21 protein-coding genes and 1 pseudogene are annotated in these 22,534 nt (G+C 71.2%); 5 read left to right on the top strand and 17 right to left on the bottom strand.

What is annotated here, in order from left to right; all coding sequences use genetic code 11:
- Positions 1-84: 84 nt before the first annotated feature.
- The gene (locus AS029_RS02360; RefSeq protein ID WP_058230967.1) at positions 85-828 is read left to right on the top strand and encodes an IniB N-terminal domain-containing protein; all 744 of its coding nucleotides are present in this window, start codon (positions 85-87) and stop codon (positions 826-828) included.
- Positions 815-1,510, top strand: a complete 696-nt coding sequence (locus AS029_RS02355) for a hypothetical protein (RefSeq protein WP_139167992.1) — start codon at positions 815-817, stop codon at positions 1,508-1,510. Before AS029_RS02360 ends, AS029_RS02355 begins: the two co-directional genes overlap by 14 nt.
- A 48-nt stretch (positions 1,511-1,558) precedes the next feature.
- On the opposite strand, the gene AS029_RS02350 is transcribed toward AS029_RS02355, so the two are convergent.
- The 4 genes from AS029_RS02350 to AS029_RS02335 form a co-directional block, all read right to left on the bottom strand.
- Positions 1,559-3,094: a dynamin family protein gene (locus tag AS029_RS02350; RefSeq protein WP_074615802.1), complete on the bottom strand. Its 1,536-nt coding sequence runs from the start codon at positions 3,092-3,094 to the stop codon at positions 1,559-1,561.
- Entirely contained in the window at positions 3,091-5,010 is a 1,920-nt protein-coding gene (locus AS029_RS02345) for a dynamin family protein (protein ID WP_228375856.1), read from the bottom strand. Before AS029_RS02345 ends, AS029_RS02350 begins: the two co-directional genes overlap by 4 nt.
- 124 nt (positions 5,011-5,134) lie before the next feature.
- A complete protein-coding gene (locus AS029_RS02340) occupies positions 5,135-5,986 on the bottom strand; it encodes a hypothetical protein (RefSeq protein WP_058230965.1) in 852 nt (283 codons plus the stop codon).
- 30 nt (positions 5,987-6,016) lie between these two features.
- The gene (locus AS029_RS02335) at positions 6,017-6,874 is read right to left on the bottom strand and encodes a hypothetical protein (RefSeq protein ID WP_058230964.1); all 858 of its coding nucleotides are present in this window, start codon (positions 6,872-6,874) and stop codon (positions 6,017-6,019) included.
- Positions 6,875-7,161: 287 nt separating this feature from the next.
- Between AS029_RS02335 and AS029_RS02330 the strand changes: the two genes are divergently transcribed.
- Complete coding sequence (locus AS029_RS02330) at positions 7,162-8,349, top strand: THUMP-like domain-containing protein (RefSeq protein WP_058230963.1); 1,188 nt, start codon at positions 7,162-7,164, stop codon at positions 8,347-8,349.
- Positions 8,350-8,358: 9 nt separating this feature from the next.
- On the opposite strand, the gene AS029_RS02325 is transcribed toward AS029_RS02330, so the two are convergent.
- The 4 genes from AS029_RS02325 to tsaB all read right to left on the bottom strand — a co-directional run bounded on the left by AS029_RS02325 (position 8,359) and on the right by tsaB (position 11,427).
- On the bottom strand, positions 8,359-8,805 hold the full coding sequence (locus AS029_RS02325) for a hypothetical protein (RefSeq protein ID WP_139167991.1): 447 nt from the start codon (positions 8,803-8,805) through the stop codon (positions 8,359-8,361).
- A 206-nt stretch (positions 8,806-9,011) separates the two neighbouring features.
- Positions 9,012-10,133 (bottom strand): tRNA (adenosine(37)-N6)-threonylcarbamoyltransferase complex transferase subunit TsaD, encoded by a 1,122-nt coding sequence (gene tsaD / locus AS029_RS02320; protein ID WP_139167990.1) that lies wholly within the window; start codon positions 10,131-10,133, stop codon positions 9,012-9,014.
- On the bottom strand, positions 10,133-10,795 hold the full coding sequence (rimI, locus tag AS029_RS02315; protein ID WP_058230960.1) for a ribosomal protein S18-alanine N-acetyltransferase: 663 nt from the start codon (positions 10,793-10,795) through the stop codon (positions 10,133-10,135). The genes tsaD and rimI overlap by 1 nt, the downstream gene beginning before the upstream one ends.
- Positions 10,795-11,427: a tRNA (adenosine(37)-N6)-threonylcarbamoyltransferase complex dimerization subunit type 1 TsaB gene (gene tsaB / locus AS029_RS02310; RefSeq protein WP_058230959.1), complete on the bottom strand. Its 633-nt coding sequence runs from the start codon at positions 11,425-11,427 to the stop codon at positions 10,795-10,797. Before tsaB ends, rimI begins: the two co-directional genes overlap by 1 nt.
- Before the next feature lie 77 nt (positions 11,428-11,504).
- On the opposite strand from tsaB, the gene AS029_RS02305 reads away from it, so the two are divergent.
- Positions 11,505-12,449 carry an alpha/beta fold hydrolase gene (locus AS029_RS02305; protein WP_058230958.1) on the top strand — a complete coding sequence of 315 codons (945 nt, stop codon included), beginning with the start codon at positions 11,505-11,507 and terminating at the stop codon, positions 12,447-12,449.
- A gap of 26 nt (positions 12,450-12,475) precedes the next feature.
- On the opposite strand, the gene tsaE is transcribed toward AS029_RS02305, so the two are convergent.
- The 5 genes and pseudogenes from tsaE to coaA form a co-directional block, all read right to left on the bottom strand.
- Complete coding sequence (gene tsaE / locus AS029_RS02300) at positions 12,476-12,979, bottom strand: tRNA (adenosine(37)-N6)-threonylcarbamoyltransferase complex ATPase subunit type 1 TsaE (protein ID WP_058230957.1); 504 nt, start codon at positions 12,977-12,979, stop codon at positions 12,476-12,478.
- A complete protein-coding gene (alr, locus tag AS029_RS02295) occupies positions 12,976-14,097 on the bottom strand; it encodes an alanine racemase (protein ID WP_058230956.1) in 1,122 nt (373 codons plus the stop codon). Before alr ends, tsaE begins: the two co-directional genes overlap by 4 nt.
- 239 nt (positions 14,098-14,336) lie before the next feature.
- A pseudogene (locus AS029_RS02290) lies at positions 14,337-14,684 on the bottom strand (holo-ACP synthase); the annotation flags it as partial.
- Positions 14,685-14,846: 162 nt separating this feature from the next.
- Positions 14,847-16,697 (bottom strand): glutamine--fructose-6-phosphate transaminase (isomerizing), encoded by a 1,851-nt coding sequence (gene glmS, locus AS029_RS02285; protein WP_058230955.1) that lies wholly within the window; start codon positions 16,695-16,697, stop codon positions 14,847-14,849.
- 47 nt (positions 16,698-16,744) lie between these two features.
- A complete protein-coding gene (gene coaA / locus AS029_RS02280; RefSeq protein WP_058230954.1) occupies positions 16,745-17,698 on the bottom strand; it encodes a type I pantothenate kinase in 954 nt (317 codons plus the stop codon).
- A 102-nt stretch (positions 17,699-17,800) separates the two neighbouring features.
- On the opposite strand from coaA, the gene AS029_RS02275 reads away from it, so the two are divergent.
- Positions 17,801-18,730 carry a Ppx/GppA phosphatase family protein gene (locus AS029_RS02275; RefSeq protein WP_058230953.1) on the top strand — a complete coding sequence of 310 codons (930 nt, stop codon included), beginning with the start codon at positions 17,801-17,803 and terminating at the stop codon, positions 18,728-18,730.
- Between the two features lie 361 nt (positions 18,731-19,091).
- Here AS029_RS02275 and glmM read toward each other — a convergent pair whose 3' ends face one another.
- From glmM to AS029_RS02255, 4 genes are all read right to left on the bottom strand, one after another.
- Positions 19,092-20,447: a phosphoglucosamine mutase gene (gene glmM / locus AS029_RS02270; RefSeq protein ID WP_058230952.1), complete on the bottom strand. Its 1,356-nt coding sequence runs from the start codon at positions 20,445-20,447 to the stop codon at positions 19,092-19,094.
- 14 nt (positions 20,448-20,461) lie between these two features.
- Entirely contained in the window at positions 20,462-20,932 is a 471-nt protein-coding gene (gene rpsI, locus AS029_RS02265) for a 30S ribosomal protein S9 (protein ID WP_058230951.1), read from the bottom strand.
- Positions 20,933-20,956: 24 nt separating this feature from the next.
- On the bottom strand, positions 20,957-21,403 hold the full coding sequence (gene rplM / locus AS029_RS02260) for a 50S ribosomal protein L13 (protein ID WP_058230950.1): 447 nt from the start codon (positions 21,401-21,403) through the stop codon (positions 20,957-20,959).
- Between the two features lie 187 nt (positions 21,404-21,590).
- Positions 21,591-22,340 carry a CPBP family intramembrane glutamic endopeptidase gene (locus AS029_RS02255; RefSeq protein WP_058230949.1) on the bottom strand — a complete coding sequence of 250 codons (750 nt, stop codon included), beginning with the start codon at positions 22,338-22,340 and terminating at the stop codon, positions 21,591-21,593.
- Positions 22,341-22,534 lie beyond the last annotated feature (194 nt).

Raw genomic sequence — 22,534 nt, 5'->3', positions numbered from 1 at the left:
CGCGCTATGGGGGTTCCCCCCGACGCGGACACAGACCCCGTCGACCTAACGTCGATCCCAAGGAACAACCGTGAGGAGACCCCAATGAGCGTCACGCTGGCGACCATGGCAGATGCGCTGATCGAATTCATCCTGAGCCTCCTGCGCGATCCGGAGGCCGCCGCCGAGTTCGAGGAGGATCCGGAGGGCGCGATGGCGGCGCGCGGACTGAACAACGTCTCCTACGCGGACGTCTGCTCGGTCGCCCCGGTCATCGCCGAGAAGCCCCATGTGGTGGTGAACACGCAGCCCGCGCCGGTGCCCGTCGCACCCAAGCCGGAGTGGAATCCGGTGGTCAAGGAGATCAAGACGATCACCACGCAGCTGTCGTACACGCACATCGACGACCGCGACACCATCGTCGACCAGAGCGTGAACCAGAACATCTGGGCCAACGGCGACGTGAACCAGACCTTCGGCAACGAAGCCGTCGTCGCCTCGGGCGACAAGGCGGTCGCGGCCGGCAACGACGTCGACCAGGACACCACGCTCGACAACTCGACGAACATCGACGCGGGCAACGACGTCAACATCGGCAACGACGAGACCAACACCGACATCGACGGGTCGTACAACGACACGACCGAGACCACCACCGAGACCGACAACTCCACCGACGTCGATCTCACCGACTCCGCGAACGACTCCTCGACGGATGTCGCCGTCGACGGTTCGTTCAACGACACCACCGACACGACGGTCGACACCTCGGTCGACGAGGACACCACCGTCGTGTTCGACTCGGGCAACGACGTCGTCATCGAAGACACGTCGGATGACACCCTCTGACACGCCCTCGGAACGGCGGGTGGGCTCTCACGAGCTCACCCGCCGTTCCGGCGCGTCCGCCCCGCAGGCCCAGGTGCGCCGCTCGCCGGCACCGCCGGCGTACGAACCGCCCGCCAAGGCCGCGAAGCCGGAGCGCCCCGCACTGCACGACAAGGCGGCGGCACCGGTCATGGTCAAGATGCCGCCGCCCGCGGGCGTGCGCCTCGCGCAGATCTGCTGGGTGCTGAGCCTGGTCGTCGGCGCCATCGCCGTGGGGTACCTGTTCGTCATCCGGCAGTCGATCGACCCCGACATCGAGGCGATCGTGCGCGAGGTCGACGCCTCACGGCCCGCCGAGACCGTGAGCACCGCCGCCGACATCGTCTTCTGGTGCGTCTTCGGCGCGCTGGTGACGGTGCTGCTGGTGCAGATCACCTCGCTCGTGTCGTTCAACAACCGCCGCAACAACGCGCGGTGGTGGATGCTCGGCGTTCTCCTGCTGCTGGCCGTGACGGTGCTGGCCGCGCGGCAGTTCGTGGCCGTCGGCGACCGGGGCGTCCCGCTGGATCGACTCCTGCTGATCCAGCTCGGCCTGTCCGGCCTCGGCCTGCTGTTCTCGGTCATCCCGGCGGCCCTGCGCTGGACCAGACGCAAGCACGACATCCGACGCGGCAGTCCCGGCAGTCCCTCGGCCGAGTTCTGACGAAGCGGCATCCGATCCTCCCGGGACCGGATGCCGCTTTCGTCTCGCCTAGGCCGGACCGCCCGAGAGCACGGCATCCGACGCGGCGACGCTCCCGTCGCCCGCCTCACCGGCATCCGCGGTCAGAAGACCGGATGCCGCCCCCTCGACGCTGCGTACGACGCCACGGCACAGGTCGGCGGTGTGGCGGTCGGTCAGCGGCGACTCCGCGAGCGAGCGCCAGTGGGCCAGCAGGTGGTCGATGCGTTCGCGTTGCGCCGGCGGCGGGGCGTCGTCGCCGAGTCCCAGCCGGCGCACCGGCGCGAGGCCCGCCCCGCCCACGATGCGCTCCGCCTCGGCGAGCGTGCCGGCGTCGAGGTCGGGCGGTGCCGTGCGCAGCTCGGCGAGCAGCGACAGCTCGCGCAGGTCGTGGCTCTGCGCGGTGAGCCGCTCGATGGATGCCAGAAGCCCGGCGGTATTCGGGCGCGGGCGCTCGCGCACCAGCCGCTCCACGCTGCCCAGGATGCCGCGCGCCTTCAGCGCGAACGCCCGGCCGCGGAACTGGTCGTCGACGAAGCGCTGCACCTCGACCAGCCCGCTCTGCTGCACGAGGCGGTCCGACAGTGCCGACGACGTCGTCGCGCCCCCGCGGATGAGCGCGGCCGCCAACCGCACCCCGAACAGGCCGAAGCGGCGCAGCAGACCGCGACGCACGTCGACGCTCAGCGCGGTGTCGTCGGTCGCGCGGGTGAAGCGATCGACCGTCAGCAGCAGGCGGTCGCGGGCGGCACGGTCCATGAGCGCGATGTGGCGGAGGGCGATGAATTCGCTCTCGCGGAGCGTGCGGCCGCCCTCGGCCAGCAGCCCCGCCACCGGCACCACGTCGAGGGCGAGTGCGCGCAATTCGCCGTCACGGCGGTAGCGATCGGCGATCTTCGCCGCCGACAGCAGCGAGTCGATCCGGCCGGAGCCGATCTCGTCGGCGCGCGAGAGCGCGGCGAGGGCGTTGACGGTCTGCGACTCCCCCGCCGCGGTGTCGCGGAAGGCTTCGAGGAACTTGAGGTCTTCGGCGTGCACGTGCCGGAGCAGGTAGATGATGGCATCCGCCGCCGTCGGCGTGTCCCTCGGGATGAAGAAGTCGGTCGAGCGCGCCGAGTTCTCCACGCTGAGCGAGGCGATACCGGGGGTGTCGATGAGCACCGTGGAGCGCAGGCTCTCGCTCGGCCACGCGACGTCGATCCAGGCGACCTCTTCGGCGGTGTAGCCGCCCATGTCGAGCACGAGCCGGCCCTCATGGCGCCGCACGGGGCGCGAGATGCGCCGGCCGTCGTGCAGCCGCAGATCGACGCGCGCCGTCGACCCGTAGCGGTACCAGGTGATGGTGCGCGTGCACTCCCCCGCATCGGTCGGCGCGATCCGCTCGCCGATCAGGGCGTTCAGCAGCGTCGACTTGCCCGCCTTGACGATGCCGGCCACCGCGAGGCGCAGGGGCTCGCGCAGGCGCGCGCGGAACGACTCCAGCACCTCGACGGATGCCGCGTCATCGGCGTACACGCCGAGGGCATCGTCGACGATGCGGGAGACCTCGCTCAGCCCGGCGCTCATCGGGTGACCGCCGCGCGGGCCGGGCGTTTCGCCTCGAGCTCGCCGGTGGGGATCCGGCCGCGCAGCGTCTCGATGTCGCGCAGCTGCGCCTGCAACTGCGCGATGCGCTTGTCACGGTCGGCGGTGTACGACGCCGCAGCCTGCTTGGCCACCAGGACCGAATCGCTCAGCGAGCGGTGCAGCTCGTCGGCGATCGACCCGAAGTGGTCGCGTGCGGTGCGCTGGACGATGCGCAGACGGTCCTTGAGCTGCTTGCCGACCTGGAAGACGGTGTCTTCGATGTGGCGGCGCAGCAGGTTCTTCGCCTCGTTCTGCCGGCGCAGCAGGCGCGCCGACATGTCTTCGCGGAACGCGCGGCGGCCCACGAGCACGCCCGCGAGCAGCGACAGCGGGTTGATGAGCGAGAGCCCGACGATGCTCGTGGCCAGACCCACCATCAACACACCGCCGTAAGACCCGCGCACGCCGATGTAGATCTTCTCGGCCGCGCCCATCTTGCCGTCGTCGAGGTGCTGCAGCTCCTCCACGGGGTCGAGCAGCCCGTCGGTGCCGGCCACGTCGATGAGGGGGATGGACTCCTCGCCCATGCGGAACTCGTCGGCGACCTGCTCGGCCAGCCACTGCGAGCGCTCGTTCGTCCAGACGAACGTCTCCGAGACCGCGGCGTTGACACGCTGGTCGACCCACTCCGCGATCTGGTCCCAGATCGGACCGGGATCGCCCTCGTCGATGGCGGCCTCGCCCTCGCGCTGCACCTTGCGCAGGCGGTCGCGCAGGTCGTGTTCGGTGTCGGAGATCAGGTCGGCGATGCCGTCGGAGAGAGTGACCTGCCAGCGCGAGGTCCGGCTGCGGAAGTCGTCGGCCTTCGCCTTGGCATCCTCGAGACGGGCGATCATCCCCGGTGTGTCCTCGGGGTGCTGCAGGGCGTTGAGTTCGGTCTTGACGGCCAGCGAGAGCTGATCGGCCACCGTCATCAGGTCGTGGACGGCCGCCCGGCGGTTGAGGTCTTCCGCCTTGCCGAGCACGTCGCGACGCAGGTGGGCGACGAGCTCCGGGAAACCGGACTCGTCGTTGAGCTCACGGTCGCCCTGTTCCGCGGCGAGCAGCCGCAAGTCGCTCGAGACGGCGAAGACGGGGACGTCTTCGATGTCGACGCCGAGCTCGCCCAGGTGCTTCTCGTCGACGCGCTGGATCTGACGCCACTCCGGGTACAGGTCGGTCTTCGACAGCACCGCCGCGACGTTGGGCGAGATGCGCATCGCGTGACGCAGGAACTGGATCTCGGGCTCGGTGTACTCCTGCGACGCGTCGGAGACCAGCAGCACGGCGTGAGCCGTCGTCAGGGCCGCCAGGGTGGCGAGGGAACGGGTGGACTCGAGGCCCCCGACCCCGGGAGAGTCGACGATGCGCAAGCCGCCCTTGAGAATCTCGCGCGGCAGCAGCACCTCGGCGCCCACCACATCGCCGTCCTGCTCTTCGTCGGCCCGCGCGGTGACGTAGTCGGACAGTCGCTCGAAGGGGATGTCGACGCGTCGGATCTCGTGCGACTCCCCGCTTTCGCGCTTGACCAGAACCGTGGCCGACGGCTCCTCCGCGTAGCCGACGGAGGTGGGGACGCTCGTGGCGATGTCGTCGTCGACGGCGCAGGCGGGGGCGTTGATCAGGGCGTTGACCAGCTTGCTCTTGCCCTGTTTGAACTGCCCGACGATCACGACCCGTACATGCGGGTCCTGCAGGCGGGCGCGCGTGCTGGTCAGTTTCTCGGCGAGATCTTCACGGCCGAGCACGGCCGAGTACTTGCGGGCTCGCTCCACCAGAGCGGTGAGCTCGCCGGGCACCGGCGCCGGAGCCTTCTGCGCGCCGGGGGCGGCGCCGTTCGGCGCGGGGGTCGTGGTGGGCTGGGCCGGTGCGGACACGCGAGGACCTCTCGGTTGGCTCGACGCCGCTTCGGCGCCGAAGGATCTGGGGACGACGATAGCCCCGGGCGGAGATTCCGCCCAGGGCTACCGATCAGACGTTCAGGTCGATACGGATGACCGCTCAGTCCTCGAGGTCGAGGTTCGGAACCTGCACGTCGACGACCTCGGAGTTGCCGGAACCCCAGATGACGTCGGCGTTGATGGTCCAGTCCTGCGACTCGGTGGTGCTGAAGTCCTCGTTGAACGAGTCGGTCAGGTCGACGTTGATCGACTCGTCGTTGTACGAGTTGTCGATCGACCAGTCCTGCGAGTTGTCGGTGAGCTCGACCGAGATGTCGGTGGTGTTGCCCACGTTGTCCCACGTCGTGATCTCGGTCGTGTTGCCGATGTTGATGTCGCCCTCGGCGTCGAAGCTGGTCGATGCGTCCAGCGAGCGCGAGATCGACACGTCACCACCGGCGGCCACGGCACCCTCACCCGAGGCGGCGACGGCGCTGTTGCCGAAGTCCTGGGTCAGGCCGCCGCCCACGACGTTCTGGTTGACCGACTGGTCGAGGATCGTCGACTGGCTGTAGATCGACGCGTTGCCGCCGGCGCTGCCGCCGCTCCAGCCCGAGAAGCCGGTGTTGTACTCACGAACACCCGCGTTGGTGGAGTTGTCCTCGGCGGAGTTGTCGGTGTTGTACGAGTCGACCGCGATCTCGTAGGAGTTGCCCGAGTTGTTCGTGGAGTTGTCGGTGTTGCCCGAGTTGTCCCACGAGTTGTCGAGGTTGTTGGAGTCGACGTTGCCCGAGTCGACGATCGACCAGTCCTCCGACGAGGCGTCGACGACCGAGTTGTCCTCGTTGCCCACGTTGTCGAGGTCGACGGCCAGGTTTTGGCTGTTGTTCGTGTTGGTGGTGCTGTTCGTGTTTCCGACGTTCGTCCAGCTCTCGTTGCCGGAGTCGCTGACGTTTCCGATGTCCCAGACCATGATGTTGTCTCCTTTTTCTTACCGAGGCGCTCAGGCCAGGGGCAGGTTGAGGTCGGCGGTGTTGAAGCTGTCGACGACCGCGGTGATGTCGACGTCGATGGTGGTCTCGCTGTCGAACGTGTCGGTCGTGTTGAACGAGCCGTCGGACGAGTAGTTCTCCGACAGGTCGTTGAACGAGTCGGTGACGTCGATGACGGTGGAGCTGTCGGTGTACGAGTAGTCGAGGTTGTACTCGTTCATCGAGTCCGTGATCGTGGTGATCGTGGTCTCGTTGCCGATGTTGATGTCGCCGCCAGCGCTGAAGTCGGTGGACTCGTCGACCGAGTAGTCCCAGTCGACGCTGCCGCCGGCTGCGATCGACCCCTCGCCCGAAGCGACGACGGAGGAGTTGGCGAACGACTGGTCGACGTCACCGTCGGCTGCGACGTTCTGGTTGACCGACTGGTCGACGATGGTGGCGTTGCTCCAGATCTCGGTGTGGCCGGCGCCGCCCGCGGCACCCGACTCGGCGGCCGAGGCGCCGCCCCACGCGCCGAAGCCCGTGTTGTACTCGCGCACACCCGCGTTGACGGAGTTGTCGGTGACCGAGTTGTCGGTGTTGTACGAGCCGTCGGCCCACTCGAGGCTGTTGCCCGAGTCGTTCACCGAGTTGTCGGTGTTGTTGGAGTCGACCCAGTCGTTCGACTCGTTGTACGAGCCCTCGTTGAACGAGCCATCGACACCGATGGTGGTCTCGCTGTTGTCGGTCTCCGAGTTGTCGGTGTTGAACGAGTCCGTCGCCGAGGCGTCGATGTTGACCGAGTTGTCTTCGTTGACCTCGCTCGTGTCGTTGAGCGAGTCCGCGATGACCGTGTTGAGCGTGTTGTTGATGTCGCCGGTGGTAGGCATTTCTTCCGTCCCAATCCCGGGCCGCGGCCCGCAGGTGCTGTTCGTACTGTCGAGAGTAGGAACGGCGTCGGGATCCGGCATCGGGGGCACCCCCGGTATCGGGGTGGGGGGAACCCGGGGTTTTCGAGGGAGGGGGGTGGGGGCCCCGGGCTGATCCCCGTGTTCTCCGCCTGCCTCGAGGGTCCCACCCGGTGTAAATCGGAGGACCCTGAGCCCGTCGAAGGGTCCGGTCCCCGTCCGCACGCCGACCCGGGCAGTGACGCCGACCCGCCGCCTAGGCTGGTTCGGTGGACATCGCCGAGCTCACCGCCCTGCTCACCCCCGAGGGCCTGCGCCTGCTCGACGAGATCGGCCCCCTCGACAACACCGACGATGCGGCACGCGCCGTCTCGCGGCTGCGGGCGGCCGGCCACTCCCCCGATCTCGTCGCCGGGGTCGTCGGGCAAGCCCGCCTGCGCGTGCGCGCCGCGGCGAAGTTCGGTCCGTTCGCCGAGCGGATGCTGTTCACCCGAGCGGGCCTCGAACAGGCGACGCGCCTGCCGATCGCCGCGCGTCACGCCGGCCGGTTCCGTGCGGCCGGCATCGAACGCGTCGCCGACCTGGGCTGCGGCATCGGCGGTGACGCGCTGGGACTCGCGGGGCTCGGCATCCGGGTGCACGCCGTCGACGCCGACGAGGTGACCGCCGCGATCGCCGCGTACAACCTGGCTCCGTTCGGCGACGCCGCGACCGTCGCCCACGCCCGCGCCGAAGAAGTGGACCTGACCGGAATGGACGCCGTGTGGCTCGACCCCGCGCGACGCACCGCCGGTCACGCCGAGACGCGACAGGTGGCATCCGGCGAGTGGTCGCCCTCGCTCGAGTGGGTGTTCGCGCTCCTTGGCCGCATCCCGGGCGGGGTCAAACTCGGCCCGGGCTTCGACCGGGCGCTGATCCCCGACGACGTGGAGGCGCAGTGGATCAGCGCCGACGGTTCGACCATCGAGCTCGTGCTGTGGGCGGGGGCCCTGGCGCGCGACGGGGTGCGCCGGGCGGCGCTCGTGGTGCGCGGCGACGATGCGTGGGAGCTCACCGCCCCCGACGACAGCCCCGACGTCGACTCCCGGGAGCTCGGCGCTTTCGTGCACGAGCCCGACGGTGCGGTGATCCGCGCCCGGCTCATCGGCGAGGTCGCCCGCGCCCTCGACGCGGGCATGCTGTCGACCGGGATCGCCTACCTGACCTCGGATGCCGCGTTGACGAGCCCGTTCGTGTCGACCTTCCGGGTGCGGGAGCAGCTGCCGGTCGACACGAAGAAGCTCGCTCAGGCGCTGCGAGCCCGCGGCATCGGAACGCTCGAGATCAAGAAGCGCGGCGTCGATGTCGATCCCGCCGTGCTGCGCAAGAAGCTGTCACTGCGGGGCGACGAGGCGGCGACGCTCATCGTGACCCGCGTCGGCTCCAAGCGGCTCGCGCTGCTCGCCGACCGCGTCTGATCGATCCGCTCAGACGACCGCGAGCTGCGAGAAGCCCCAGATCAGCCAGCCGGCGCTGAAGGCGAGGGAGACGACGGCCAGGGCCAGCGCCCACCCGCCGACACGGCGACTGTCGCGTGGTCTGCGCAACGACAGCGCTGAGGCGACGAGCGCGACCACGCCCAGGGGCAGGAGCCATCCGGTGAAGAGGGATGCCGTCAGCGCGAGGATCGCCAGCGCGAGCGCCCACGGGGCGAGCGACCGCGGCGCGGGCGGTTCGGGCGGCACGTACGGGATGAGGTGATCGCCGAACGCGGCCATCTCGAGCTGAGCCGTCGGCATCCGTTCGGGATCGTCGACGAAGGGCGCGCCCAGGCTCGCGTTCGCCCCGGAGGCGTCCGCGGCCGGCGTTCCCGTTCCGCCCGGGGCGGGCGTGACCGGCGTTCCGGTTCCACTCGAACCAAGCCCAGCCGGCATCCCGGTCGAGCCTGGCCCCGCCCCGCTCGGAACCTGCGCGTACAGCGCCGCCGCGGCCGCCGCACTCCCCGGGATCGCGGGCGTCGGGGCGGAGGCCGACGACGGGTCCGACCCGGGGCGTGTCGCGCCGTCGACGGACGGCACAGCGCCCGGGGCCGATCCCGGAGAGTCCTTGCGGGTGCGCCGCGTCGGCGGAGGCACCTCCGTCACGGCGCACCCCCGGCTGTCGCGGCATCGGCGACGGTTGCGGACGTCGGCGGCTCGGCATCCGCATCTTCGGCCACCTGGATCTCGGTGACGGGCAGCGTCGAATCCGCACCGAAGGCGAGGGTGGAGGGGCGTCGGCCCGACGAGATGAGTTCTGCGGCGAGCGCGGCGATCATCGCTCCGTTGTCGGTGCACAGTCGCAGCGGCGGGATGCGCACCGCCACCCCCGCGGCGGCCGCCCGCTCGAGGGCGACGTCGCGCAGACGCTTGTTGGCGATCACGCCGCCGCCGAGCAGCAGGCGGGGAACGCCGTGGCGCGCGCATGCGTCGAGCGCCTTCGTCACGAGCACGTCGACCACGGCCTCGCGGAATGACGCGGCGACGTCGGCCACCGGCACGGGCTGACCCGCGGCTTCGTGCTGCTCGACCCAGCGCGCGACGGCGGTCTTGAGTCCCGAGAACGAGAAGTCGTAGCGGTGGGATGCCATGTCGGAGGCGCGCGAGAGCCCCCGCGGGAAGCGGATCGCGGTGGGGTCGCCGTCGGCAGCGGCACGGTCGATCTCGGGGCCGCCCGGGTAGGGCAGCTTCAGCAGCCGCGCGACCTTGTCGAAGGCTTCGCCGGCGGCGTCGTCCATGGTCTCGCCGAGGAGTTCGACGTCGCTGGTGAGATCGCGCACGAGCAGCAGAGAAGTGTGGCCGCCGCTGACCAGGAGGGCGACGGTCGGGTACTCGAGCTCGCCGGCGTCGGCGTCGAGGATGTCGGCGGCGATGTGCCCGACGAGATGGTTCACGGCGTACAGCGGCTTGTCGAGCGCGACCGCGAGTCCCTTCGCCGCCCCCACCCCGACCATGAGCGCCCCGGCAAGGCCGGGACCGCTGGTGACGGCGACGGCGTCGAGGTCGGCGAGGGTGACGCCCGCCTCGGCGAGGGCGGTGTCGATCGAGGGCTGCAGCGCTTCGAGGTGGGCGCGGGCGGCGACCTCGGGCACGACGCCGCCGTAGCGGGCGTGCTCGTCCATGCTGGAGGCGATGGTGTTGCTCAGCAGCTGCCGGCCGCGGACGATACCGATCCCGGTCTCATCGCAGCTGGTCTCGATGCCGAGCACGAGGGGCGCGTTCATCAGCACCAGCCCTTTCCGGAAATGGGGGTCGGGAAGGCAGGGTGGCCGGCCCCGTCGATGGCGTCAGCCTTCTCGAGCTCTCCGGTCTCAGCGCCCTGGAGCCCACCAGCCTCAGCGTCGCGGAGCGCCCCGGGCTCGGAAGCCGGGACCGCGGCGGACTCCGAACCGGTGAGCAGGGGGCCTGCAGAGGCCGTCTCCGCGCGACGCGCCGCCCACCCGCGCAGGTCGAGCTGCATCACGAGCGCGTCGACGTCGTCGGGCTGGTAATAGCGCGGACGGCGTCCGACCTCGACGAACCCCTCCGACAGGTAGAGCTTCTGGGCGACGGGATTGTCGGCCCGCACCTCGAGGAAGACCTCGTGCACGCCGCGGCGAACGGCCTCGTCGAGCAGGTTTCCGAGCAGAGCGCGTCCGCGGCCCCGCCCGCGCGCCGACTCGGAGATGGTGATCGTCTGCACGTCGGCGTCGCGGGCGCCGCGCACGGCTCGCAGACCGGCGTAGCCGACCACGCGCCCGAGCTCTTCGATCACGACGTACCATCCGTGCGGCGACGCGAGTTCTTCGCGCATCATCGCGTCGCTCCACGCATCGGTGGGGAACGACGCACGCTCGAGCGTCATGATCGCGTCGAGGTCGGCGACCGTGGCGGTGCGCGTGCTCATCAGCTCACCCGCTTCGGGGCGTGCGCGGCGACGACGTCGGGGCTGCGCAGGTAGAGCGGCTCGGCGCCGGCGAGCGTGCGACCGGCGTCGAGAGCGCGGGCCGCGGCGAGCGCGATCATGGCGGCCGACACCCTCCTTGCGTCGACGCGTACCGCTTCGAGGTCGGCGAGGCGGGCGTCGAGGTCGTCGCGCGGACTGAGCGCGGCGTCGGCCAAACGGACCGGCAGGCCGTCGTCGTCGAGTCCCTCGTAGACGCTGTACGCGAACTCCCGGCGACGGGCGTCGGTCACGACGGCGAAGCGACCGGTGTCGGCGTGGGTGAGCGCGTCGCCGAGCAGCACGCCGAGTGCGACCCCGTCGTGACTGGGCACCGGGACGATCGGAACCCCGCGGCCGATCGCGTAGACCCGTGCGGCGGCGATGCCGACTCGGAGGCCCGTGAACGGGCCCGGGCCCATGCCGATGGCGACGTGCGCCGGCGCGGGAGCCGCCGCCGTCGCCCGCCGCAGCAGATCGCCGATCACCTCGGCGTGGCCGAGGGGATTCGCGCTCTGCTCGTCGACGAGCACCTCCCCGTCGCGTGCGATCGCCGCGACCGCGGTGCCGAGCGAGGTGTCGATGCCGATGATCACCGTTCCAGGGTATCCGGCACCTCCGACACGGCTCCCCCGGCGGCATCCGACCTCGTCCTCCGCTCCGAAGAAGCGGCATGGATGCCACCGAGCTCGGCCTCCGCCACGTCGTCGTCCCGACGGGCGTCGGCCCGCTCGTCGTGCGCACCGGCCGCGGCTCGGGGAGTCCCGTCGCAACGATCCTGCTGCACGGCGCGGCGGGGTCGTGGACCACGTGGGTGCCGATGATCTCGGCATCCACCGCTCCCCGCCTCACGGACGTCGTCGCCCTCGACCTGCCCGGCTGGGGCGAGACGCCCGGCCCCGTCCCCGATCCGGCGGAGCTCGCCGTCGCGGTCGCGGCGGTCGCGCGGGCCCTCGGCTATCCCCGATGGCGGGTGATCGGGCACTCTCTCGGCGGGGTGATCGCCCTGGACGTCGCCGCGCGCTTCCCGCACGAGACGGTCGCGGTCGGCGTCGTCTCACCCAGCGGAGCGGGTGCCCGGGCGGTGACCCGGCATCCGTTCGCCGGCGCCGTGCGGCTGCCGTGGCTGGCCGGCATGGTGATGGCGATGCGGGTGCTGCGCGCGATCGGGCCCCTCGCGCGTCCGCTGCTGCGGCTGCTGCGACGCACGCGCGCACTGCGCGTGCTCGCGCGACCGTTGTTCCGGCATCCGGATCGCATCGGTCGCTCCGTCACCGACGCCCTCGCAGACGAGATCCGCCCCGCCTCCTTCCTCGCCGCGGCCCGCGCCTCGCTCACCCACGACGACGGCGTCTGGCGGCGCATCGTCTGCCCCGTCCGCTCGGTGCGCGGTGCGCACGACGTGTTCGTCGCCGAGCGCGACGCCCGGGACTGGGCGGCGCTCCTACCCGACTACGACGACCGCGTGCTCGCCGACAGCGGACACTTCGCCCACGTGGAGCAGCCCGTCGCGACCGTCGACGCCCTGCGCGAGGTGTGGACGGCGGAGCGGATGCCACGCCCTTCGCGCCCCCGTACACCCCGCCCTCGCGGGGCTCGGCGCACCACCACCGGCTGATCCCCGCCCCGGGCGGCCGGGCCTCCTCAGGGACGCCGTGAGATCGTGACGGTCCGCGGAGCGTCGGCGTCGAGTTCCACCGTGTGCACGGCGATCTCACCGCACGCGTTGTCGACGCCGCGCCCGCCCAGGTGCCGGTCGATCTCGATCTCCCACCACGTGTCGGCCAGGTACTCCGCGACGCCGCGACCCCACTCGACGATCACCGCGGAGCCGGCGACGTCGATGTCGAGGTCGTCGAGCTCGACCGCCGCCCCCAGCCGATAGGCGTCGACGTGCACGAGGGGTGTGCCGCCCACGAGCGAGGGATGCGTGCGGGCGATCACGAACGTGGGGCTCTGCACGGGGCCCCGGATGCCGAGCCCCTCGCCGATCCCCCGGGTCAGGGTCGTCTTGCCCGCGCCCAGGGGGCCGGTGAGCACGACGACGTCACCGGGTTCGAGCGCTCGGCCGATCGCGCGGCCGAGCTCGTGCATGTCGTCGGGGCCGGCGACCTCGCGCACCCCGAGCAGTTCGGTGGGTACGCTCACGCGTCGACCTCCCGACGGGGCACGCGGGAACCCACCCGCGTGACGATCTCGTAGTCGATGGTGTCGGCGGCATCCGCCCAGTCGCGCGCCGAGGGCGCACCCAGCGTCGGATCGCCGAAGAGCACGGCCTCATCGCCCACGGACACCGGGTGGTCGCCGACGTCGACCACGAACTGGTCCATGGCGATGCGGCCCGCGACGGTGAAACGACGGCCGCCGATCGACACCGGGCCGCGACCCGACGCCTGACGCGGCACGCCGTCGGCGTATCCCAGGGGCACGAGGGCGAGAGTGGTGTCGCGCTCGGTGCGGTAGTCGTAGCCGTACGACACCCCCGTGCCGGCCGGCACCCGTCGCACCGCGGCGACGGCTCCGCGAAGCGTCATGGCGGGACGAAGCCCCAGGTCGGCGGGCGTGCGGTCGGCGAGCGGCGAGACGCCGTAGAGCCCGATGCCGATGCGCACGCAGCCGAAGCGCGCCTCGGGCAGCGTGATCGCCGCGTTGGTGGCCGCGAGGTGGCGCAGCGGAGGGTTCAGCCCGGCGGCCGCGGCGAGGGCGATGCCCTCCTCGAAGCGGGCGAGCGCCGCCCGGTCGTCGTCGAGGCTGGTGTTCGACAGGTGCGAGAACAGCCCGATCACGCGCAGGCGCCCGATGCGCTCCAGGCGCGCGGCCTCCGAGAAGACGGTGCGCCACTGCGCGGGCGGGATCCCGTTGCGTGACAGACCGGTCTCGATCTTCAGGTGCACGGCCGCGGATCTGCCGCCGGCGAAGGCCTCGCCCGCGCGCTGCAGCTGCTCGAGGTCGGAGATGCCGAGCTCGACGTCGTGACGCACGGCCTCGGCGAACGAGACGCCCGGAGCGTGCAGCCACGCGAACAGGGGCGCGCGGATACCGGCGCGCCGGAGGGCCAGAGCCTCGTCGATGTCGGAGACGCCGATGCGTGTGGCACCGCCCGCGAGCGCCGCGCGAGCCGTGCGCAGGGCGCCGTGTCCGTAGCCGTCGGCCTTCACCACCGCGATGATCTGCGACCCGGTGAGGGTGCGCAGGTGCCGCACGTTCTCGGTGATCGCGTCGACGTCGATGAGCGCTTCGCGCAGCACTCCCCGCGGCATCCTCATGCGGTGTCCTTCCGGGCGATGTCGGAATCGGATGCCCCGGACCCGGCGATCCCGCCCGCCGCGACCTCACGGGCGGCAGCGGGGTCACGCTCTCCCGCCTGCTCATCGAGCGGGGCCGGTGCAGGCTGCAACGCCGGAATCACCGCCGGGACAGCGGCGAGCTCATCTTCCGCGCCGCTCTCCGGGGCCGCGGCAGGCTGCAACGCGGGGATCACCGCGGGCGGCGCAGCACTCTCGACCGCCTCGGCGATGACGTACGCGGTCGCGAGCCCCGCGTCGTGCGACATCGACAGGTGCACGGCGGTGATGCCGCGCGCCGCGACCGTCTCGGCGGTCTCGCCGCTCAACGAGAACACGGGCCGACCCGACGCCTCGGAGGCGATCTCGATATCGGTCCAGTGCACGCCGTCGGATCCCCCCAGCGCCTTGATCAACGCTTCTTTGGCGGCGTAGCGGGCGGCGAGCGAGCGCGGCTTGAGCACGCGTTCGGCCGGGGCGAACAGACGCGGCAGCAGGCGCGGGGTGCGCGCGAGCGTCGCGGCGAACCGCGGGACGTCGACCACGTCGACGCCGATTCCGACGATCATGCGCCCTCCCCTCGTGGCATCCTCTCCATTCTGCCGGTGCGCGCGGGCCTCGGCCGCCGCTCGCGCGCCCGCGCGCCGAACCGCACGGGGTCGGCACCTCGTCCGCGCGAGAACGACGAAGGGGCCGGATGCCATGGCATCCGGCCCCTCACGCAGGACGGCTTACTCGACCGTCACCGACTTCGCCAGGTTGCGCGGCTGGTCGACGTCGAGGCCCTTGGCCTCGGCGAGGCCCATCGCAAAGATGTGCAACGGCACCACGGCCAGAAGCGGCTCGAACAGGGGAGCTGCGAGCGGGATGCGCAGCACCTCGTCGGCGGCGGGCAGCACGGCGACGTCGCCCTCTTCGGCGATCGCGATCACGCGGGCACCGCGGGCGCGGATCTCCTCGATGTTCGACACGACCTTCTTGTGCATCTCTCCCGAGCCGCGCGGCGACGGCACGACGACGAACACGGGCTGGCCGGGCTCGATCAGCGCGATGGGGCCGTGCTTCAGCTCGCCTGCGGCGAAGCCCTCGGCGTGGATGTACGCCAGCTCCTTGAGCTTCAACGCGCCCTCGAGCGCGATCGGGTAGCCGACGTTGCGGCCGAGGAACAGCACCGAGCGCGTGTCGGCCATCCAGTGCGCGAGCTGCTCGATGCGGGCCTGCTCGCTCTCGAGCACCCGGGCGATCTTGCCGGGGATGGCCTCGAGCTCGGTGACGGCCTCGACGGATGCCACGGGGTCGACGGCACCGCGGACGCGGCCCACGTGCAGGGCGAGCAGGTAGAGCGCCGTGATCTGGGCGACGAAGGCCTTGGTGGAGGCGACGGCGACCTCGGGGCCGGCATGCGTGTAGACGATGGCATCCGACTCGCGCGGGATGGTGGCGCCCTGGGTGTTGCAGATCGACAGGGTCTTCGCCCCGCGCGACCTGGCGTACTTCACGGCCATGAGCGTGTCCATGGTTTCGCCCGACTGGCTGATCGAGACGACGAGCGTGCGCTCCGACAGCACGGGGTTGCGGTAGCGGAACTCGTGGGCGAGCTCGACGTCGACGGGCACGCGCGTCCACGTCTCGAGCGCGTACTTGCCGACCATTCCGGCGTAGGCCGCGGTGCCGCACGCGATGACGAGGATGCGGTCGATGTCGGCGAGGAAGTCGTCCATCCCGTCGAGCTCGGGGATCTCGACCCGGCCCTCGTGGATGCGGCCGCGCAGGGTGTTGGCGACGGCCTCGGGCTCCTCCGAGACCTCCTTGGCCATGAACGACGACCAGCCGCCCTTCTCGGCCGCCGAGGCGTCCCACGTGACCTCGAACGCCTCGACCTCGACGGGAGCGCCCGAGAAGTCGGTGACCTCGACGCCGTCGGGGGTGATGGCGACGATCTCGTCCTGCCCGATCGCGAGGGCGTTGCGGGTGTGCTCGACGAAGGCGGCGACGTCGGAGCCGAGGAAGTTCTCGCCCTCGCCGAGGCCGATCACCAGCGGCGAGTTGCGGCGGGCGCCGACGACGAGGCCCGGGTGGTCCTGGTGCATCGCGAGGAGGGTGTACGCGCCCTCGAGACGCGAGACGACCGAGCGGAACGCCTGCACCAGGTCTTTGGTGCGCGCGTACTCGCGGCCGATCATGACGGCGGCGACCTCGGTGTCGGTCTCGCTGCGGAACGCGAACCCGTCGCCGACGAGCTCGCTCTTGAGCTCGGCGAAGTTCTCGATGATGCCGTTGTGGATGACGGCGAGCTTGTCGTCGTCGGCGAGGTGCGGGTGCGCGTTGGCATCCGTCGGTCCGCCGTGGGTGGCCCAGCGCGTGTGGCCGATACCGGTGGTGCCGTCGGGCATGGGCCGCGCGTCGAGGTCGTCGCGCAGCACCGCGAGCTTGCCGGCGCGCTTACGCATGTCGAGCCCGCCGTCGCCGTCGATCACGGCGATCCCCGCGGAGTCGTAGCCCCGGTATTCGAGTCGCGAGAGACCCGCGATGAGGATGTCCTGGCTCTGCCGGGGACCCACGTAACCGATGATTCCGCACATGGGAATCGAGTCTACGGGCGGCGACCGGGCGAACCCTGCGGCGGCGCCTAGAGCTTGCGCAGCAGAACGGAGTCGACGGTGTGGTCGGCACCCTTCTGCAGCACGAGCTTGGCCCGGTGGCGGGTCGGCAGCACGTTCTCCTCGAGGTTGGGGAGGTTGATCTCGCGCCAGTAGCCGAGGGCGCGTTCGACGGCCTCTTCGTCGCTGATGTCGGCGAAGACCCGGAAGAACGACGTCGGGTTCGTGAAGGCGTTGTCGCGGAGCGCGAGGAAGCGGTCGACGTACCACTTCTCGATGTGGGCGGCGTCGGCATCCACGTAGATCGAGAAGTCGAACAGGTCGCTGACGGCGACCTCGTTGGGCGAGGGCGGCGGCTGCAGCACGTTGAGCCCCTCGACGATGACGACGTCGGGTCGATGCACGCTCACGTGCGCGTCGGGCATGATGTCGTACCGCACGTGCGAGTAGAACGGTGCACGGGCCTCTTCGGCGCCGGACTTCACTTCGCTGAGGAACTGCACGAGCGCCCGCCGGTCGTACGACTCGGGGAAGCCCTTGCGGTCCATGAGGCCCCGACGCTCCAGCTCGGCGTTGGGGTAGAGGAAGCCGTCGGTGGTCACGAGCTCGACCCGCGGGGTGTCGGGCCAGCGGCTCATGAGCTCGCGCAGCAGGCGGGCGATGGTCGACTTGCCCACCGCCACCGAGCCGGCGACGCCGATGACGAACGGGGTCGTGGCATCCGTCTCGCCCAGGAACTCGCTGGTGTCGGCGCCCAGGCGGCGCGTCGCGCGCGCGTACAGGCTCAGCAACCGGCTCAGCGGCAGATACACCTCGGCGACCTCGCGCAGGTCGAGGCGATCGCCGATCCCGCGCAGCTGCACCACCTCGGTCTCGGTGAGCGGCTGCTGGATGCCACCCGCCATGCGCGACCAGTCGTCGCGGTCGATCTGACGGTAGGGGCTCAGCGACGGCGCGGCAGCGTCGGTCTCGGCGGCGGACACCCGCCCATGCTACTGGCGCGACCCGGCCCGGGACGCCGGGGCCGCGGCATCCGGGAACCGCCGACGACGGGCGCGACCGGACCGCGCCACTACGCTCGGAGCGTGCGCCTGGGAGTCCTCGACATCGGTTCGAACACCGTCCACCTGCTCGTCGCCAATGCCCGTGCGGGAGGCCGGCCCACGGCCACCACCTCGCACCGCTCGGTGCTGCGCCTCATGCGTTATCTGCAGCCCGACGGCTCCATCTCGCCCGAGGGTGTCAAGGGACTCGTGGATGCCGTGTCGGCGGCCTGCGCCACGGCCAAGGCCGAGGGGGTCGACGAGCTCCTCGCCACCGCGACCTCCGCCGTCCGCGAAGCGACGAACGGCGAGGCGGTCATCGCGCAGATCGAAGACGTGCTCGGCCAGCCGCTGCAGGTGCTGGGCGGCGAGACCGAGGCGCGTTTCACCTATCTCGCGGTCCGGCGGTGGTTCGGCTGGTCGGCGGGGCAGATCCTGCTGTTCGACATCGGCGGCGGGTCGCTCGAGATCGCGGGCGGCGCCGACGAGCTGCCCGACCTCGCCGAGTCCGTGCCGCTCGGCGCGGGGCGCTCGACCGTGCAGTTCCTGCCCCACGACCCGCCGAGCACCGACGAGATCGACGCGCTGCGCCAGCACGCCATGTCGGTGCTTGCGCCCGTGGCAGAGCGCTTCGCGGCGCTCCCCCGCCCCGACCACGTGGTGGGGTCGTCGAAGGCGATCCGCTCGCTCGCGAAGCTCGCGGGCTACCCCGTTCCGGGCTGGTCGGGCATCGACCGCATGGTGCTCCCGCGTCGGGAGTTGAAGGACTGGATCCCGCGTCTGGCTCGCATCCCCGCCGACGCGCGCGAGGCGTTGCCCGGCATCACCGCCGATCGCACGTTCCAGATCGTCGCCGCGGCCGTCGTCGTGGAGCGAGCGATGAAAGCGCTCGACGTCGAGGAGCTCGAGGTCTCGCCCTGGGCTCTGCGTGAGGGCGTGCTCCTGCGCTACATCGAGTCGCTGGAGTACTGACGCGTCGCTGCCCCTCTCCCCGCCCGGCGGCCCTCCGGCGTCGCCGCCGCCCGCGCCCCGAGCCGCCCACCGGTGACTTGCGAGAAGTGCACGAAAAGAGGCGCCCCCGCGAACAAACGCCGCCACTCACCGGCATCCCGGGCCGCCCCGCCCCGCGCCGCCCGGCCCCGCGCCGCCCGGCCCCGCGCCGCCCCGCCCGCCGCGAACCCCGATGACTTGCGAGAACCGCCCGCAGAAGAGGCGCCCACACGAACACACGGCACAACTCATCGGCATCCACCGCGCAACACGACTCGCGCGACGCCGCGCACCTCACCCGACCGGCACGACGTCAGCCCCGGCCCGCGCGAGCGGGCCGCATCTACAGCGCCAGACGCTCCCGCACGACCTCGGCCAGTCGATCGGCGTGAGCACGGGCGACCTGTTCGGACGCGGCCTCCACCATCACGCGCACCAGGGGCTCGGTGCCCGAGGCGCGCAGCAGCACACGGCCGGAGTCGCCGAGCTCGGCGACCGAGGCGGCCACCGCCTCCTGCACACCCTCGTCGTTCACACCGTCGCGATCGACGCCGCGCACGTTGACGAGCACCTGCGGATACACCGTCATCAGTGACGCGAGCTCGGCGAGGGTCTTCTTCTGACGGGCCATCTCGGCCACGATGTGCAGGCCGGTCAGCAGTCCGTCACCGGTCGTGGCGAACTCGCTCATGATGACGTGACCCGACTGCTCGCCCCCGAGCGAGAAGCCGCGCTCGTTCATGGTCTCGAGCACGTAGCGGTCGCCGACGGCCGTCTGCAGAACCCGGATGCCGTGAGCCTCCATCGCCCGATGGAGGCCGAGGTTGCTCATGACCGTCGCGACCAGCGTGTCGTCGACGAGCGCGCCGCGCTCCTTCATCGCCACCGCGAGGATGGCCATGATCTGGTCTCCGTCGACGACGTTGCCCTCGGCGTCCACGGCGAGGCACCGGTCGGCATCGCCGTCGTGGGCGATGCCGACATCGGCGCCGAGGCGTACGACCGCCTCGGCGAGCACGTCGAGGTGCGTCGAGCCGACGCCGTCGTTGATGTTGAGCCCGTCGGGCTCCGCGCCGATGACGGTCACCTGAGCGCCGGCATCCTTGAACGTCTCGGGCGACACGCCGGCGGCGGCGCCGTGCGCGCAGTCGAGCACGACGTGGATGCCGTCGAGGCGGTGCGGCAGCGAACCCAGGAGGTGCAGCACGTAGCGGTCTTCCGCGTCGGCGAAGCGGCGGATGCGGCCGACACCGGCGCCCGTGGGCTGCAGGCGGTCGCCCTCGAGCGCCTTCTCGATGCGCTGCTCGACGACGTCAGGCAGTTTGGTGCCGCCGCGCGCAAAGATCTTGATCCCGTTGTCGGGAGCGGGATTGTGCGAGGCCGAGACCATCACGCCGAAGTCGGCGTCGTGGTCGGCGATGAGGAAGGCGGTGGCGGGGGTCGGGATGACGCCGGCGTCGAGCACATCGACGCCGGAGGAGGCCAGACCTGCGGCGACCGCAGCCGCGAGGAACTCCCCCGAGACCCGCGGATCGCGGGCGACGACGGCCGTGAGTCGACGACCCTCGGCCTTGCGCGCCTCCGCAGAACGGCCCTGGCCCAGGACGACGGCAGTCGCCTGGGCCAGGTGCAGCGCGAGCTCGGCGGTGAGGAGGCCGTTGGCCAGCCCCCGCACCCCGTCCGTGCCGAAAAGAGGCATACGGAGGGTCGAACTCAGCGCTTGGAGTACTGAGGCGCCTTGCGGGCCTTCTTGAGACCGGCCTTCTTGCGCTCCTTGACGCGAGCGTCGCGCGAGAGGAAGCCGGCCTTCTTGAGGGTCGGGCGATTGTTCTCGGCGTCGATCTCGTTGAGCGCACGGGCGATGCCCAGGCGCAGCGCGCCGGCCTGACCCGAGGGGCCACCGCCGGAGATGCGGGCGATCACGTCGTACGAGCCCGCGAGCTCGAGCACCGTGAACGGGTCGTTGATCAGCTGCTGGTGCAGCTTGTTCGGGAAGTAGTCCTCGATCGTGCGGCCGTTGACCGTGATCGTGCCCGAGCCGGGAACCAGGCGCACGCGGGCGATGGCCTGCTTGCGACGGCCCACGGCTGCGCCGGGGACGGAGAGCACGGGGCGCTCGGCCGCGACGGCCGACTGCTCGGCCGGCGTCTCGGTGCTGTAGTTGCTGGAGTCGATGTTCGACACTGTTTCGTCCTTATCCGGCGGCGCTTACTGGGCGACCTGGTCGAAGGTGTATGCCGTGGGCTGCTGGGCACCGTGGGGGTGCTCCGCGCCGCGGTAGACCTTGAGCTTCTTGAGCTGCGCCGCGCCGAGGCTGTTCTTGGGCAGCATGCCGCGGATGGCCTTCTCGACCGCGCGGACGGGGTTCTTCTCGAGGAGTTCGTCGTAGGTGACGGACTTGAGGCCGCCCGGGAAGCCCGAGTGGCGGTACGCCTTCTTCTGCGTGAGCTTCTGACCCGTGAGCGCGACCTTGTCGGCGTTGATCACGATGACGAAGTCGCCGGAGTCGATGTGGTTGGCGAAGGTGGCCTTGTGCTTGCCGCGGAGGAGGACCGCCGCGTGCGAGGCGAGACGGCCGAGGACGACGTCGGTGGCGTCGATAACGACCCACTCGCGCGTGACCTCAGCGGCCTTGGGGGTGAAAGTGCGCGTCACAGTAGTGCTGCTTTCTTGATCGAACGGAGGAGTTCGTGAATCCCGCTCCGGTGGTCCGTTGCCGCGTCGACGACACGGGAACAGGGCCGGTGGAGGGCTCACGTTCGGGCGACCCGCTCGCAGAGAGGCGGGCACCAAAGAGCAAGACTACGGCATCCGGATGCCACGACCAAATGGCGTCAGGACGTCACGCGAGGAGCGTGCCCACCGCGACCAGCGCGAACCCGGTCGCGTTGTAGACCACGTGGGTCGCCACCGCCGGCCAGATCCGCCCGGTTCCGACGACGAACGCACCCGCGACGACGCCGAGGAGCGCGAGCGTCACGAGGTCCGACATCGCCCGCGGCGCGGTCAAGACGTGCGCCAGGAGGAACAGGGCCGTCGAGAACGCGATCGCGGCGGCACCGGCCGTCGACGCGCCGAGCCGGCGCCGGATGACGACGAAGACGCCGACCAGCACGACGCCACGGAAGAACGCCTCTTCGAGGGCCGGAGCGACCAGCGACCCGGCCAGCGCGTCGAGCGGGAACGTCGCAGGCAGGCCCCCGTCGCTCGAGAACGTCGACGGCCACGCGGCACCGCCCTCGACGAGGTCGGCGACGATCCCCTGCGTCAGACGCAGGACTACCCCGAACACGGCCCCGTAGACGAGATCGATGGAGCGGAACCGCAACAGGCCCCGCGGTCGCGAGCCCCAGAACGCCACGACGACGGGAACCGCCATCGACAGCCACACCAGTGCGCGCGCAGCGTCCGCGGCGGTCTCGACGGGGAAGACCGCGTGGGCGACATGGGCGCCGAGGACTCCCGCCCCGACGGCGCACGCGGCCCATCCGAGCATCTCGAGATCCCACCGCGCGGTGCTGGAGCCGCCGTCGCGCCATCGCCGTCGACGGCGCACCCGCGGGCGCGAGACGGGGGCGTCGAGGGAGGGCATCGGGCCAGGGTAGGACGCGGATCGGCGACGGCGACCCGCGCCCGGGCGCGCGGGCGGCGGCCTTCACCACCGCCCTCACCCCGACGGGGAGAATGCTCGCCCGGGTACGACGATGCCCCGCCGTCCGGAGACGACGGGGCATCCGACGCGTCGCGCGTCCACCGCGGGTGCGGGCGAGAGTGAGGACGCGCGGC

It is taken from the genome of Microbacterium enclense (assembly GCF_001456955.1).
Lineage (GTDB): Bacteria > Actinomycetota > Actinomycetes > Actinomycetales > Microbacteriaceae > Microbacterium > Microbacterium enclense.
Note: the sequence above shows the minus strand (reverse complement) of the source record. Positions and strands in the feature narration are given on the sequence as shown.

Coding starts and splice junctions, on each gene's coding strand:
- AS029_RS02325 (WP_139167991.1), bottom strand. CDS start 8,805: ATGCCGGCTGGGCTTGGTTCGAGTGGAACCGGAACGCCGGTCACGCCC.
- AS029_RS02360 (WP_058230967.1), top strand. CDS start 85: ATGAGCGTCACGCTGGCGACCATGGCAGATGCGCTGATCGAATTCATC.
- glmM (WP_058230952.1), bottom strand. CDS start 20,447: ATGCCTCTTTTCGGCACGGACGGGGTGCGGGGGCTGGCCAACGGCCTC.
- alr (WP_058230956.1), bottom strand. CDS start 14,097: ATGAGGATGCCGCGGGGAGTGCTGCGCGAAGCGCTCATCGACGTCGAC.
- glmS (WP_058230955.1), bottom strand. CDS start 16,697: ATGTGCGGAATCATCGGTTACGTGGGTCCCCGGCAGAGCCAGGACATC.
- rimI (WP_058230960.1), bottom strand. CDS start 10,795: ATGAGCACGCGCACCGCCACGGTCGCCGACCTCGACGCGATCATGACG.
- AS029_RS02355 (WP_139167992.1), top strand. CDS start 815: ATGACACCCTCTGACACGCCCTCGGAACGGCGGGTGGGCTCTCACGAG.
- AS029_RS02305 (WP_058230958.1), top strand. CDS start 11,505: ATGGATGCCACCGAGCTCGGCCTCCGCCACGTCGTCGTCCCGACGGGC.
- AS029_RS02340 (WP_058230965.1), bottom strand. CDS start 5,986: ATGGTCTGGGACATCGGAAACGTCAGCGACTCCGGCAACGAGAGCTGG.
- AS029_RS02350 (WP_074615802.1), bottom strand. CDS start 3,094: ATGAGCGCCGGGCTGAGCGAGGTCTCCCGCATCGTCGACGATGCCCTC.
- tsaD (WP_139167990.1), bottom strand. CDS start 10,133: ATGAACGCGCCCCTCGTGCTCGGCATCGAGACCAGCTGCGATGAGACC.
- AS029_RS02255 (WP_058230949.1), bottom strand. CDS start 22,340: ATGCCCTCCCTCGACGCCCCCGTCTCGCGCCCGCGGGTGCGCCGTCGA.
- AS029_RS02335 (WP_058230964.1), bottom strand. CDS start 6,874: ATGCCTACCACCGGCGACATCAACAACACGCTCAACACGGTCATCGCG.